Origin of the sequence: Marinobacter antarcticus (assembly GCF_900142385.1) — a bacterium.
GTDB lineage: Bacteria > Pseudomonadota > Gammaproteobacteria > Pseudomonadales > Oleiphilaceae > Marinobacter > Marinobacter antarcticus.
This window is the reverse complement of sequence record NZ_FRAQ01000005.1, coordinates 93714-107776: the sequence shown is the minus strand read 5'-3', so window position 1 is coordinate 107776 and position 14063 is coordinate 93714. Positions and strand designations below refer to the sequence as shown.

The 14063-nt window shown below is 52.6% G+C and carries 13 protein-coding genes; 9 read left to right on the top strand and 4 right to left on the bottom strand.

Annotated features, from left to right (window positions below):
• Positions 1 to 248: 248 nt before the first annotated feature.
• From BUA49_RS16855 to rffA, 8 genes are all read left to right on the top strand, one after another.
• The gene (locus BUA49_RS16855; RefSeq protein ID WP_228704527.1) at positions 249 to 1367 is read left to right on the top strand and encodes a glycosyltransferase family 4 protein; all 1119 of its coding nucleotides are present in this window, start codon (positions 249 to 251) and stop codon (positions 1365 to 1367) included.
• Entirely contained in the window at positions 1368 to 2435 is a 1068-nt protein-coding gene (locus BUA49_RS16850; RefSeq protein WP_072799700.1) for a CDP-glycerol glycerophosphotransferase family protein, read from the top strand.
• A gap of 123 nt (positions 2436 to 2558) precedes the next feature.
• A complete protein-coding gene (locus BUA49_RS17830) occupies positions 2559 to 3032 on the top strand; it encodes a hypothetical protein (RefSeq protein ID WP_072799699.1) in 474 nt (157 codons plus the stop codon).
• Complete coding sequence (gene rfbB, locus BUA49_RS16840; RefSeq protein ID WP_072799697.1) at positions 3029 to 4075, top strand: dTDP-glucose 4,6-dehydratase; 1047 nt, start codon at positions 3029 to 3031, stop codon at positions 4073 to 4075. Before BUA49_RS17830 ends, rfbB begins: the two co-directional genes overlap by 4 nt.
• 22 nt (positions 4076 to 4097) lie before the next feature.
• On the top strand, positions 4098 to 5009 hold the full coding sequence (gene rfbA, locus BUA49_RS16835) for a glucose-1-phosphate thymidylyltransferase RfbA (protein WP_072799695.1): 912 nt from the start codon (positions 4098 to 4100) through the stop codon (positions 5007 to 5009).
• On the top strand, positions 5002 to 6045 hold the full coding sequence (locus BUA49_RS16830) for a TDP-N-acetylfucosamine:lipid II N-acetylfucosaminyltransferase (RefSeq protein WP_175547605.1): 1044 nt from the start codon (positions 5002 to 5004) through the stop codon (positions 6043 to 6045). The genes rfbA and BUA49_RS16830 overlap by 8 nt, the downstream gene beginning before the upstream one ends.
• A 3-nt stretch (positions 6046 to 6048) precedes the next feature.
• Positions 6049 to 6612: an acyltransferase gene (locus tag BUA49_RS16825; protein WP_072799692.1), complete on the top strand. Its 564-nt coding sequence runs from the start codon at positions 6049 to 6051 to the stop codon at positions 6610 to 6612.
• Positions 6609 to 7739, top strand: a complete 1131-nt coding sequence (rffA, locus tag BUA49_RS16820; protein ID WP_072799690.1) for a dTDP-4-amino-4,6-dideoxygalactose transaminase — start codon at positions 6609 to 6611, stop codon at positions 7737 to 7739. The genes BUA49_RS16825 and rffA overlap by 4 nt, the downstream gene beginning before the upstream one ends.
• On the opposite strand, the gene BUA49_RS16815 is transcribed toward rffA, so the two are convergent.
• From BUA49_RS16815 to BUA49_RS16805, 3 genes are read right to left on the bottom strand one after another with little or no spacing between them, the layout of a single operon-like run.
• Positions 7719 to 9746: an O-antigen ligase family protein gene (locus tag BUA49_RS16815; protein ID WP_072799689.1), complete on the bottom strand. Its 2028-nt coding sequence runs from the start codon at positions 9744 to 9746 to the stop codon at positions 7719 to 7721. The two genes, rffA and BUA49_RS16815, sit on opposite strands and share 21 nt — an antisense overlap.
• A 25-nt stretch (positions 9747 to 9771) precedes the next feature.
• On the bottom strand, positions 9772 to 10677 hold the full coding sequence (locus BUA49_RS16810) for a lysophospholipid acyltransferase family protein (RefSeq protein WP_072799687.1): 906 nt from the start codon (positions 10675 to 10677) through the stop codon (positions 9772 to 9774).
• Positions 10674 to 12089: a mannose-1-phosphate guanylyltransferase/mannose-6-phosphate isomerase gene (locus tag BUA49_RS16805; RefSeq protein WP_072799685.1), complete on the bottom strand. Its 1416-nt coding sequence runs from the start codon at positions 12087 to 12089 to the stop codon at positions 10674 to 10676. Before BUA49_RS16805 ends, BUA49_RS16810 begins: the two co-directional genes overlap by 4 nt.
• A 133-nt stretch (positions 12090 to 12222) precedes the next feature.
• On the opposite strand from BUA49_RS16805, the gene BUA49_RS16800 reads away from it, so the two are divergent.
• Positions 12223 to 13023, top strand: a complete 801-nt coding sequence (locus BUA49_RS16800) for a glycosyltransferase family 2 protein (RefSeq protein WP_072799683.1) — start codon at positions 12223 to 12225, stop codon at positions 13021 to 13023.
• Between the two features lie 49 nt (positions 13024 to 13072).
• On the opposite strand, the gene BUA49_RS16795 is transcribed toward BUA49_RS16800, so the two are convergent.
• Positions 13073 to 14047, bottom strand: a complete 975-nt coding sequence (locus BUA49_RS16795; protein WP_228704529.1) for a glycosyltransferase — start codon at positions 14045 to 14047, stop codon at positions 13073 to 13075.
• Positions 14048 to 14063 lie beyond the last annotated feature (16 nt).

Here is a 14063-nt window from a genome sequence, read left to right as displayed (position 1 = left end):
GCTTTGCTGTGTTGATGGACACTGGGCCCGGTTCCCGGCCGGGCATTGTAATAACCACCGTCTCTTAAAGTGCAGTCGAGCAGAACCATTTATTATTTCCGGGCAATAGGTTTATGGCTGACAAATATTTCATGAGCTGTTGTCCCCGCGACTTTCTTTTTGTCAGGCAGTAGACTGTGCCATCAAAGGGTATTATGTCGTATCAGCAGTGCAATGCGGCGTCACGAAAAGCGCAGAAGGAATCGGGTTTGATCGAAACACAGTCCCCAGAAAAACTCCCTGGAATTCTTTGTTTAACCGATAAATGTGATCGGCCAGAAAGCGAGCTGTTTATCGGCCTCAGAGAGGAGGGGTTTCCCATAGGCGTTATGGCGAATCCGGACGGCGCGAACTTTGAGAGATTGAACAACGCTGGTCTGATTGTTGGCCCAATTGCCTTGCGGAATCGTTTTGACAAAGAGGGTACAGCGGCTATTCGCAATGTGCTTGAGACTGGCAAGTATGATGTTGTGCATGCCTTCAACCCCCGCGCTCTTGCCTGCGCATTGCGGGCAAGCCGGGGAATGTCGATAAAAGTTGTCGCTTATCGGGGCGTTATTGGCAACATCAGCTTCCTTAATCCGGAATCCTGGATTACTTTCCTTCACCCGCGAGTGGACCGTATTGTCTGCGTAGCGGATGCCATTCGAGACTATCTTGCTGGCCTGCATTTCCTTTGGTTGCATCTGCCGCCCTCGAAACTGATAACGGTTTATAAGGGTCATGATCTGGAGTGGTATCAAGATACACCCGCGGATCTTCAAGAGTTTGGTATTCCGGAGGGCGCATTCACTGTCTGCTGTACCGGAAGGGATGTGCCAAGAAAAGGCTTCGACGTGCTTGTTGATTCGCTGGCACGCCTGCCTTCGGATGTTGTTATTCACCTGTTGTTGGTAGGTGATCTGGATCGTAACGAGCCTCTCCGGCAACAGGTTCAGGCGTTGCCTCACCCCGAGCGGGTACACTTCACCGGGTTCAGGAAGGATGCCCCCGCTCTGGCAGCGGCCAGTGATGTGTTCGTGTTGCCCTCCAAGGAGCGTGAGGGCCTGCCCCGCGCTGTCATTGAGGCCATGTCCTACGGTGTGGCGCCAGTCGTAACAGACGTGGGAGGCATGCCCGAACTTGTTGAGCAGGGTGTAAGCGGGCTTGTGGTGCCGCCCAATGATGCGCAGTCGCTCAGTGCTGCACTTCTCGAGCTTTACCGGGATCGGGAACGCCTGAAGCAGATGGGGCAGCTTGCACGCCGGCGGATAGCGACGCATTTCCATACCTCCCAGACGGTGGCGCAGATGGGCAAAATCTATTGCGAGTTAACGGGTCAGAACTGAATGCGGCGTTACCTCTTTTTTGTTAATCAACCTTACTCTTATTCAATACTGCGTCCGCTGCAGACCGAAATCCGCCGCCGGGGCGACGAGGTTGCCTGGTTTGTGGCCGGGTGCTCAGCGGCTCCCCTGAAGCCGGATGAGAAGAGACTGAAGACAGTAAAAGAGGTTGAAGCCTACGGAGCTGAGGCGACGTTTGTGCCAGGTGATTGGGTGCCCTACTTTTTTCCGGGAATAAAAGTAGAGGTTTTCCATGGTATGGCGAGAAATAAACGGGGCCATAAAAGCGAGGACGAAAGCGACCATTACCGAATTCGGGGCTGGTTTGATCTTTACTGCACCCACGCCGAAAAGGATACCGAAAAGTTTCAGGCCCTGGCGCAAGAGTTAGGGCATTTTGCCGTGGCCAAAACCGGCTGGCCCAAACTCGATCCATTGCTCAGAGATGCGAGTTGTGGCGAACGCATCCGCGGAGAGAGTGAGCCACCAACGGTGTTTTTCGCCTCAACATTCAGCCGTTCAGTCACCTGTGCACCTCAACTGGCGGATAAAATCGAGGAGCTTTCGCAGAGCGGGAAATGGCAGTTTATCGTGACGCTTCACCCGAAAATGGACGAAAGCACCGTCGAACGGTATCGGTCAATGCAGGGCGCCAACCTGAGGTTTGTTGAAAGTGATGAGGATTTGATGCCGCTTTTGTCTGAAGCTGATCTTATGCTGTGTGATACCTCGTCGATTATGTTTGAATTCATGTTCCTCCAGAGACCTGTGGTTACCTTCCGTACAAAAATGCCGGGCCCGTATCTTATTGATATTCAAACAGTTGAGCAACTGGAGGATGGGCTGATGCAGGCCGTCCAGCGCCCCCAAGGGCTTCTCGAAGCACAAAAACACCTGTGTCGTGATCTTCATGTGTTTTTCGATGGGCGCTCAAGTGAGAGGGTTCTGGATGCGGTTGATCAGTTTTTGACGGTAAAAAAGCAAACTTTAAAATCCAAGCCGCTGAACCTGCTGAGGAAACTGAAGGTCAGGCGTCGTCTTCGCAAGGAGTTGGCTAAAACGACTTATTAGCCAATGATGCTTTCAATGTCGATAACGGAAGCCAGTCCGGCTGCAAGTGATTATTCATGACCAATCCTGATATATTTTTGGCCAGCACCCCGTTTCAGCTAATAAGCTGCGCCTCGGTTTCCGGTGTTCCGTGACCTGTTTGGCCTGAAGCAGGATAAAGTTGACCGCTCAGTAGGCAAGGGGGTCGGTTATCTGGGGCAGAACCATGGAAAACAGGCGCTTCTGACTCGCCTCAGGGCGCATCTTCTGTACTTGCAGGATCGTCATCCTGGCTCAGAGCTTATTTATTTTATGCACAGAAAACAGAGAGTGGAGTTGTTGTCGCCCTATTTCGAAGGCATTCCTGTGAGCATCCAATCAAATTCCCTGCCCATCGAAATTGCGATGGCATTGGCCGATGACCGGCTCGAAGCCTTTTATGGTTTTACGTCCACCGCACTGTTTACCCTGAAAACACTTTGCCCGGAACTTTCCGTATACCGTATTAGTGACGAGGGTGTTTCTGATGCCGTTTACCACCCCGAAGAGCTTTGGCAAGTGCTGGATCACGCCGGTGCGGAGACAGTTGCGTTTGAGTCTGATAGGGGTGTGGTATGAAAATTCTGGTAACCGGGGGTGCAGGCTTTATTGGCTCGGCAGTCATTCGGTACCTGATTGCACAGACCAGTGCCAAGGTCGTGAATGTCGATATGCTGACCTACGCTGGCAACCTGGAGTCACTGGGTAAAGCATCTACCAGCGATCGTTATTGGTTTGAGCAGGTCGATATCTGTGACCAGCCCGCCCTGCAGGCAGTTTTTGAGGCTCAGCAGCCAGACGCAGTGATGCATCTGGCTGCTGAGAGTCATGTTGATCGTTCGATAGACGGGCCTGCCGCGTTTATTCAAACCAACATCGTTGGTACCTACACGCTACTTGAGGTTGCACGGCAGTATTGGCTGGCACAGCCTGAGCAGAAGCGAAAACTATTCCGTTTTCACCACATCAGCACGGATGAGGTATACGGGGATCTTGATGCTACTGATAAGCTTTTTACTGAAACCACACGATATGCGCCCAGCTCTCCCTACTCGGCCAGCAAAGCCAGTTCTGACCATCTGGTTCGGGCCTGGTTTCGGACTTATGGTTTGCCTGTTGTTGTCAGTAATTGCTCGAACAATTATGGCCCCTATCAGTTTCCGGAAAAGCTGATTCCGTTGATGATCCTTAACGCGTTGGATGGCAAGCCTTTGCCTGTATACGGCGATGGCCTCCAGGTTCGCGACTGGCTTTTTGTCGAGGACCATGCCGAGGCGCTCTGCACAGTATTGAAAAATGGCAAATTGGGTGAAACCTATAACATCGGTGGGCAGAGCGAGAAAACCAATCTTGAGGTAGTTCACTGCTTGTGCAGGTGCCTTGATGACTTGGTTGCAAACAAGCCCGCGGGCCTGTCTTCTTTCAAGGAACTGATTTCTCATGTAACCGATCGGCCGGGCCACGATCGCCGCTATGCAGTTGATATCGGGAAAATCAGCGAAGAGTTGCACTGGCAGCCAAATGAAACCTTTGATTCCGGTATGTGTAAAACGGTGAGCTGGTATCTGGATAATCTTGACTGGTGCCATCGAATTCTTGAAAAATCCGGCAATACATACTGACAGTCAGCAAAGTTGAGCGATTATGAAGGGAATTGTTCTTGCAGGTGGGACCGGGTCTCGTTTGTTTCCAATAACCATGGGTGTGTCCAAACAGCTCCTGCCGATTTATGACAAGCCTATGATCTATTACCCGCTTTCGGTTTTGATGCTGGCGGGTATCAGCGACATTCTGATCATTACGACGCCCGATGATGCGTCGGCTTTCAAACGTTTACTGGGAGATGGCAGCCGGTTGGGTATCCGTCTGAGCTACGAAATCCAAAGAAGCCCCGACGGTCTTGCCCAGGCATTTCTGATTGGGGAGGAATTTATCGGTGCCTCAGATGTCTGCCTGGTTCTTGGTGATAACATTTTTTACGGGCAAGGTTTTACGCCTATGCTAAGGAATGCCGTGCGCCAGATTCAGCAGAAAAGTGGGGCAATGATTTTTGGATATCAGGTCAAGACACCACAGGATTTCGGGGTCATAGAGTTCAACAGTGAAATGCAGGCGGTCTCGTTGGAGGAAAAGCCCACACGCCCGAAATCAAATTTTGCGGTGACGGGGCTCTATTTTTACGACAACCGGGTTGTTGAGTTTGCCAAAAAAGTAGCGCCGTCCGCTCGCGGCGAACTTGAAATAACGGCCATCAATAATGCCTACCTTGACGATGCCTCACTGAGCGTTCAACTCCTTGGGCGCGGATTCGCGTGGCTCGATACCGGCACTCATGGGACGCTTCTGGAAGCGGCACAATTTGTTGAAACCATTGAAAAACGCCAGGGGTTCAAGATTGCCTGTCTTGAGGAGATTGCCTGGCGCAATGGCTGGTTGGATAACGCCGGCATGCTCAGTGCTGCAGCATTTTACGCGAAAAGCGGGTACGGGACGTATATACGGGAACTGGTCAACGAATCTGACATTTCAGACATGAGTGATGCTTCCGGTGAGTGAGCCAAAGGTTCTGCATATTTGTCGGGCGGAGAAGTTCATTCCGCCGTTTATTGATTTGGTGCAGGCCAATTTCGATCCGGCCCTGCATGAATTCGTCATTTTCGGTGACCACAAGAAGTTCAGCAGTGAGGGGCGCTCCAGTGTACATCGCGTTGAGAAGGGTTTTGCCGGGAAAACAGCAGCAAAAGTCCGATTGATTGTTCAGATGCATCGCGCGGATCGAATCATTCTCCATGGGCTGTTCACACGTGCCGTGATTAAAATGCTGTTTTTCATGCCTTGGTTGCTGAAAAAAACGTACTGGGTTATCTGGGGGAATGATCTTTACGGCAAGAGAGAGGCGGGCTCGAAACCAGGGTTGAAGGATTTTTCCAGACGGTTTGTTATAAGGCACCTCGGACATCTGGTAACTTATGTTCCGGGTGATATTGAGCTTGCCAGGGAGTGGTATGGTGCAGGTGGTCAGGTCCATAGCTGCTTGATGTATACCTCTAATTTGTTTTCGGATCCCGGTGTCGGTGAAAGAACCACCGATTTTGTTGAAATCCAGGTGGGCAATTCTGCCGATCCCAGTAATAACCATCTTGAGGTTTTTGAAAAACTGGCGAGTCTTTCGGCCGATAATTTTCGCGTACTTGTGCCACTTTCTTACGGCAATCAGCAGCATGCCCTCCGGGTTATTAGCGAAGGCAAAAAACTGTTTGGCGACCGCTTTGTACCTCTCATTGATTTTTTGCCCTTAGCTCAGTATCAGGAGTTTCTTGCAACGATTGATATTGCCATTTTCAACCACAAGCGTCAGCAGGGGCTCGGCAATCTGATATCGCTTCTCGGTATGGGAAAAAAAGTGTACTTGCGGCGTGGTATATCAACCACCAGCCTGCTGGATTCGTTGGAAATTGAGTGGTTTGATGTCGAAAATATCGATTTGTCTCCGATTCCGGAGCTTTCGAAGGAAGGCAATGTACGACGGGTGCGGCAGGTTTTTTCAAAGCCCAACTTGATTGCCCAACTTGATGATCTTTTTAAGGGGTGAGTGATGGGTTATCTTTCTGAAAGCGCGCTCGAAGAACTGAACTTCAAGAGTCTGGGTCAGGGTGTCAAAATCAGCGACAAGGCCAGCATATATAACGCGGAGCTGATGGAAATAGGTGACTTCTCCCGGGTTGATGATTTTTGTGTTTTGTCAGGCAAGGTTGTCCTTGGCTGTTATTGTCACGTGGCGCCCATGTGCCTGATTGCCGGCGGAGAGCCGGGTGTGGAGCTTAAAGATTTTAGTGGTCTGGCATATGGCGTAAAAATTTTTGCCCAGTCCGACGACTATTCAGGGGAGACGATGATTGGCCCTCTTGTTCCATCAAAATACAAGCGCGAGCGTTTTGCGTCTGTTTTGCTGGAGCGGCAAGTCATCGTCGGAACTAACGCGGTTATATTTCCCGGCGTGACGGTGGCCGAAGGCTGCGCAATAGGAGCTATGGCTCTGGTTACAAAGAGCACTGAACCTTGGGCGATGTACGTTGGAAACCCGGCCCGTTGGCTGAAGGCGAGAAAGAAAGATCTGAACGAACTTGAAAGCAGATTCCTGCAGGAAAAAGACGCGTGATCCCATTTAATCGCCCCCCCGTGACGGGAAACGAGTTGCCCTATATTGAAGAAGCGTTGGGTCAGGGGAAGCTTTCTGGTGACGGCCCATTCACTGAGCGTTGTCAACGGTGGTTCGAACGTCAATTGGGTTGTGAGCGGGCCTTTATGACCCCCTCCTGTACCCACGCGCTCGAAATGGCGGCGCTATTGATCGATGTGAAGCCCGGCGATGAAATCATCATGCCTAGCTACACCTTTGTCAGCACCGCTAATGCTTTTGTACTTCGTGGCGCGCGCATTGTGTTCGTGGACGTCCGTCCGGACACCATGAATATCGATGAAACTCTGATAGAGCCGGCGATTACCGAAAAGACTCGAGCCATTGTTCCGGTGCATTACGCGGGCGTCGGATGCGACATGGACGTTATTATGGAGCTGGCCAATCGTCATGGGCTTTATGTGATCGAAGACGCCGCCCAGGGCATGATGGCCGAATACCATGGCCGTCCTTTGGGTGCCATCGGGCACATGGGTACGTTCAGCTTTCACGAGACGAAAAACTATACCAGCGGCGGTGAGGGCGGATTGCTTAGCATCAACGATGCAAGCTTTGTAAAGCGGGCTGAAATCATTCGGGAAAAGGGTACCAACCGCAGTCAGTTTTTCCGCGGCATGGTCGACAAGTACAGCTGGGTTGGAATGGGTAGCAGCTATCTCCCTTCCGAGCTTCAGGCTGCCTATCTCTGGGGCCAGTTAAACTGCGCCGAGCAGATTCGTGATAATCGCCTGGCTATCTGGGCGCGGTATCACCAGGCTTTCAAGTCTCTGATTGCAAGCGGCACCGTTGACGGGCCTATACTGCCGGAGGCGACTGCGCACAATGCCCACATGTATTATCTGAAAGTCCGGGATCTTGAAGAGCGCACCGCTCTGATTGATCACCTCAAACAAGCCGGTGTTATGGCTGTATTTCACTATGTACCGCTGCACTCCTCGCCGTTTGGCCAGACAGTGGGGCGATTCCACGGCGAGGAGCGCTATACCATCAGGGAGAGCGAGCGTCTGGTGCGCTTGCCGATCTGGTACGGCATGCCAGAGGAAGAGCAGGAGCGCGTCATTCAGTCGCTACTTTCTTTCTTCGACTGACGGGTGATTTTCTCGTTTTGGGCTCAGTGTCCATAGGCCCGCGTACTTGTTAAAGGTCACTTGAGCGTAGGTCACGGCTGTCAGATACCCTACTGCACCGTCAAGAAAGCCGAACCGGATAAAATAAACCTGCACAAAGGTCATTAAACCCCTGAGGGTAGGGTAGATCATAGTGCGCGTTTTCTTGCCTTTCCTGTGTTTTTCCAAAGACCCCAGCCACGCGTATTTGGCACTTTTCTCCAATGAGTGGCCAAAGTCCCGGTGAGTATAGTGGGTCAGGCGGCCGCGCAGGGTTCGGGTTTTCCGGCCTTCGGGGATCAGGATGCGCTCGTGAACCAGGGCGTCGGAAAAACGAACGCCCTCCCGGCGGAAAAGGCGCAATGGAGCCCGGCCACTGCGCCCAAAATCCAGACGGGTGCCATAGATGGTGACGGCCCATGGGAGCTTGTAAGCATCTGCGTCGGGAGCCGCGAGCCGGTGATTGATTTCACGGCCCAGTTCAGGCGTGATGCGTTCATCGGCATCCAGTGACAGCACCCAGTCGCCAGTGGCTTTTTCCAGAGCTCTCTGTTTCTGGACGCCAAAGCCTGGCCAGTCAGTAACTTCAACGATGTCCGCATACTGCTTCGCAATCTCAACGGTTCTGTCTGTGCTTCCGCTATCAAGAACGATAATCTCGTCTGCAACCAGTCTGGCTGACTTCAGGCAGTCGGCAATGTGATCTTCCTCATTCATGGTGATGATGGTGGCTGATACTGTTTTTGTCCGTTGCCGCACGTAAGAGGCGCTTAGCTCATTGAGCAGTGCAGCGGCAATACCGGCAACAGACAGCAGATAGAAAGTCAGGAACAACGTTCGGTTAAAGGTAGCTTCGGTCAGCCCGAAGAGTAGGTAGCCGACGCTGATCATTGAGCCTGACGCTGCGAGGTGCGCCGTAGCAACGTGCGTGCTGAACAGGTGTCGTGCAAAAATCGCCAAAGGTAAGAAAATCAGAAAGGTCCAACCCAGAATGCCGGGAATGCCGCTGGTGGCCGCAACATTGAGTAAATCATTATGGGCGTGGCCGGTACAGCAATCGATCAGCACGGCAGAAGACTCTCCGGATGCGACTGAGGCTTCGATTTCGCGCGTATATCCGCCCAGCCCGACCCCTGTCCAGGGATTTTCTGCGAACATGTGCCAAGCTAGTCCCCACACTTCCATTCGGATCGTGATGCCGGAATCCAGGGTGTCATTTTGCAGAAACCCTTCGAATGACTGAGACATACGTTCGTTGGTTGCGATGGCGGTCATTAGCACAACAGGAATTGCGACCAAGCTGACGATACGCAGGTTTCTGCTGAGCAGTGGAACCAGAAGGAGCAGAAGAAATGGCAGGGCAATCAGGTCGCTCCGGGTTTGCGATAACATGGCAATCGCTGCAGCTCCGGCTCCCATAGCGATAAAGAGAAGGGCAATAGGGAACCGCTTGCTGCGGTAGAAAAACAGTCCGCCTGTCAGGGTGAGAAAGCTGCTTAGTAACGCGATATTTCCAAAGCTGATCGGGTTTATGCCGCCGCCGAAGCGGCTGCTAAGAAGTAAGTCTAAAGAGCCGTGGTTTGCGATCAGCGCTGAACCAAACAAACCGAGAATGGATGCAGCCATCAGCCCGGCCCCGGCAAATACGGTGTTCGCTCCCAGTCGGGCATAACTGAAAGCAATAATCAGGGGCCAGAACAGGATAAAGCGGGCATGAGTGCCGAGAGTTTTTCCGCCCTCATAACTGAAACCTTCAAGTGCCCACGAATAAGCGCTCACGAGTACGAAAAACCAGAAAGCGAAATGCAGTAAACGTAACTCTTTAGGCTTGTCCCACCCTGCCTGATACAGGGCTTTGCGATAGCTGATCGCAAAGCCCGTAATGGCAAGTAACAGGGTTGCGCCTGCCAGGATGCTGGACGATAGAAGCGCACCCCCGACACCGAGTACAAAAAGCAGGTGAATAGGCTTTTTGATTTGATTGGTCATGTTGGAGTGTCCGCGAGGTAAACCGTCAGCATACCCGGCCCGGGTTGTAGGGATTGATTTCGCCTGCTGGCCGGTGCCGCATGCGTTTGTACTCCCATTGGTACTGCCCGGGAATGCTCCGAATACACTGTTCGATAGTGTGGTTCAGTGCTGTTGTTGCTGCCACGGCATCCTTGTTATCCAGGCCCGGCTCGGTTTGGCGTACTACAATCCGAAAACCTTGAGCGTTCTCCAGCCGCTCGGCATAAGTAATCAGAGCCTTGGCGCCAGTGCGCTGCATGAGCTTCGACACAAGAGTCATGGTCTTGACCTCCATGCCAAAAAACGGAGCAAAAGCATTGCCTTTGCCGCGCGGGGACTGATCAGGAAGGATACCGGCAACGCCTCCTTCCCGGAGAATCGAGGCCAGTCTTACGAGCCCCCGTCTGTCGCCGCGCACGAGCTCTGAGCCAAGCCTCCCCCGGACCCGAATCATGTAGTCCTCGAATTCCGGCATGTTAGGCGGGCTGTACAGTGCGGCCATTTTGTAACGGGATGAGAAAAACAATCCTGCCAATTCCCAGTTCCCCAGGTGCGGCGCGAGCAGAATCAGCCCACTGCCGTCAGCCATTGCCTCATCAATTAGCTCAAGCCCCTCTGTTTCCTGAACCAGATCAAGGCATTTTTCAACGGGCCACTCCCACATCAAAGGAACTTCAAGCATCGTCATCCCTGTATTCATCAGCGACTCTTTTGCCATTGCTGCGCGTGCGGGTTGTGATAGTTCCGGGAGGCAAATGGAGAGGTTGATGTCGGTAACCTCACGAGGCTTTGCCGGCATCTTCCACATAAGCAAACCCACAAGCTTGCCAATCCTTTGCGCGCTCGCCAGAGAGAGCCAACCTGCGATACGCAGAAGGCCTGCAACAAAAAAATACTTCAACTTGCTCATTTTCTGCCGTACCGGTCCTCGTATCTGACAATGTCATCCTCGCCGAGATAGGAGCCGGATTGCACTTCGATCAGTTCCAGATCGATAACCCCCGGATTTTCCAGAGAGTGCACCTGTCCTATGGGGATGTATGTGGATTGGTTTTCTGTAACCAGATAGGTTTTTTCGCCGTTGGTCACCCGCGCTGTACCGCTGACGACGATCCAGTGCTCAGCGCGATGATGATGCATCTGAACAGAGAGCTTTGCTCCAGGCTTTACAGTGATTCGCTTCACCTGGTAGCGAGGGCCGCTGTCTATGGAGTCATAGATTCCCCAGGGACGGTAGACCTCACGGTGATTCATGTGCTCGTGCCGGCCATCGCTGCGGATTTGCTCAACCACAGCTTTTACGTCCTGCACCTTGTCCTTGTGAGCAACAAGAATGGCGTCTTTGGTCTCGATTATGACCAGATCATCGACTCCAATGGTGGCAACGAGGCGGCTATCTGCGCGTACAAGCGTGTCTCGGGTTTGGTGAGCAATCACATCGCCGTTGAGGCTGTTTCCATTCGAGTCTTTGTCGCTGACATCCCAAAGGGCGGACCAGGATCCGATGTCGCTCCAGCCTGCGTCCAGGGAGACAACTGCGGCATGATCGGTTTTTTCCATGACCGCGTAGTCCACTGATTCAGAGGGGCATTCAGCGAATAGCTCCGAATTCACCCGGATAAAGTGAAGGTCCTTGCTGGTATCCGTCATCGCGGCACGGCAGGCAGAGAGAATGTCAGGGCGGTGTAATTCCAGCTCTGTCAGATATTGCCGGGCGCCAAACAGGAACATACCGCTGTTCCAGAGGTACTCTCCGGACGCAAGGTAGGCTTTGGCAGTCTGAATGTCGGGCTTTTCCACAAAGCCATCAACGGAGTAGCAATCAACGGCGAGTTCACTGCCGCGATGTATATAGCCGTATCCGGTTTCCGGTTGGTGGGGAACAATTCCGAAGGTCACGAGTTTGCCGTCTTGGGCCAGAGGGACAGCCTGTGCTACGCCTTTCTGGAACGCATCCACATCCTTGATCAGATGATCGGCGGCAAGAACCAGCATAAGCGGGTCATCGCCATCGGCGTTCTCGCAAAGCTGAAGCGCCGCCAGTGCGATGGCAGGTGCTGTGTTGCGACCGCAGGGTTCAAGGATAATGCAGCTATCCTCATGGCCGGATTGCCGCATTTGTTCCGCCGCCAGAAAGCGATGCTCTTCATTGCAGATCAGGAGTGGTTTTTGAGCATCCATCCCGTCAAGCCTGGCCACCGTCGATTGCAGCATCGAGAGTGGGCCGTCCGTCAGCTTAAGAAATTGCTTCGGGTTCAATTGTCGTGACAGCGGCCAAAGTCGCGAGCCGGTACCGCCAGCCATAATGACGGGGTGAATCATGAGTTTACTCCGGGCCTGAGTTTGTGAAAGCTTTGGAAAAGCACCAACCTGAGGTGAAATACTTTACCATACTGGCATCTTAATAATGACCGGCCTGAGGCTTGAGTCGACTGCTTTAATGCCAGGATCCGTGATGAAGCTACCGCTATCCGTTTACTACATTACCCAGAACGAAGAGATGAGGCTCCCGGAGTCGCTGGCAAAGGTGATTGGCTGGGTTGATGAAGTCATTGTCGTGGACTCTGGCAGTACAGACAACACCAGGGATATTGTGGAATCGGCAGGCGCCCGGTTTGTGCACAATGATTGGCACGGCTTCGCGTGTCAGAAGGCGTATGCCGCAAGTCTCTGCCGCAATGACTGGGTACTGGATCTGGATGCTGATGAAGTCCTGTCGGACGAACTTGTTGAAAATATAAAGGCACTTTTCGAGGCGCCCATTCCGGCTGACATAGCGGGCTTTAAAATGCGTTGGGTGTTGTCTCAACCGAACCCCGGGCACCCGTTCAGGCATGATAAAAGCAAGAAGATCCTGCGGCTATACAACCGAAAAAAGGCTGCAATTGAGGCGGAGAAAGATAGCAATAATGATCGGCCCCAGGTGAGGGAGGGGAAGGTAGAGTATCTAAAGGGAGATGTTCTCCACAGGACGCTTATATCGCTTGAGCAAATGGAGAGAAAATACTGCCAGCTTTCCTCAGAGCAAGCGCGGTATCTGGTGGCGAAAGGCCGAAAAATTTCCGCTGGCCGATTGTTTGTGGAATTCCCTCTCAAGTTTCTCAAATATTATCTGATTCACCGGCAGGTCATGAACGGCTGGTTTGGGCTCAGTGTTTCTATTACGGCTGCGAATAGAAATTTCATGAGGCTGGCCAAGGCAAAAGAGTTGCAGATGCTGGCGGAGATAGAAGGCCAGAGCAGCGCAGAAAAGTGATTTTAGGATAGACCAGAGATTGCACAGAACCACGGCGGGAATTGTGTGGTCAGTCCACGGATTTTTTGCCTAGAAGCTCATAATAAAAAGCTTCGGTCCGGCTTGTCATGGCCTCCAGGGTAAGCTCTCGGGAGGCACGCCCAAAGCATGCTTCCTGGCTCTTCTTCAGGCCTCCCAGGTCGGCAAGTTGCACCGACAGGAGTGTCTGCAGCGCGTTCAGGCTGGTCGAGTCTGCCAGGCTTTCCGCAGGAAGAAGATCAAGCGCACCGTTGACCGGCGTTGACAGCACAGGGCACCTTGCAAGTAACGCTTCAACCAGCGCATAAGGGAAACCCTCGCGCTCAGAACTGATTACGCAGACCGACGCTTGTTGCAGCCAGGCCGCGGGGTTGTCTTCGTAGCCGGGTAGCTTTATGAGCGTTTCAGCGCCAAGGCGTTGTACCTGCGCCTTCAATAGATCCATCCCGGAGCCATCGCCCAGAATGTAAAGTGGCAGTGGCGGGTTGAGTGCCGCCCACGCAGAAACCAGGTAGTCGAACTGCTTGACTGGCTCGAGGCGACCTATAGCCAGCGCAAAGGCTTGGACCTCAGGAATCGCATTGGTTGTTTTAGCTCCGTTGTTCTGAGGCTTTACGCCGTTGTATATCAGCTTTGTATTGGCGTGCGAAAGGCTCTGATATATCCCGGTACTGACGGCAATTACCCCGTCAAGCTTGCAGAAATCCTTATGGCTGGTTTTTGTCCCGTGGATCGTGCCCACCGTTATGTTTCCGTGTCTTCCCGTTCCAGACAGCAGTGCGGCAGCTTTATTGCCTTGGGCGTGGAGCACATCGGGTGACAGCTTGCGAATAATTTGCCTTAAACGCAGCTTAAGCAAGGGGTTCCGTCTTCCCCATTGAACCGGTAAAGGGTGGAAATTAACCCTGTGTGAAAAGCGTTGTCTGTAATCAGGGTGAGCAAGAACATGTACTTTATGGCCGCAGCGTGCAAGCTCCTCCGAAAGGTCGGCTGTATGCTTCTCCATGCCTCCCCAATTGCTT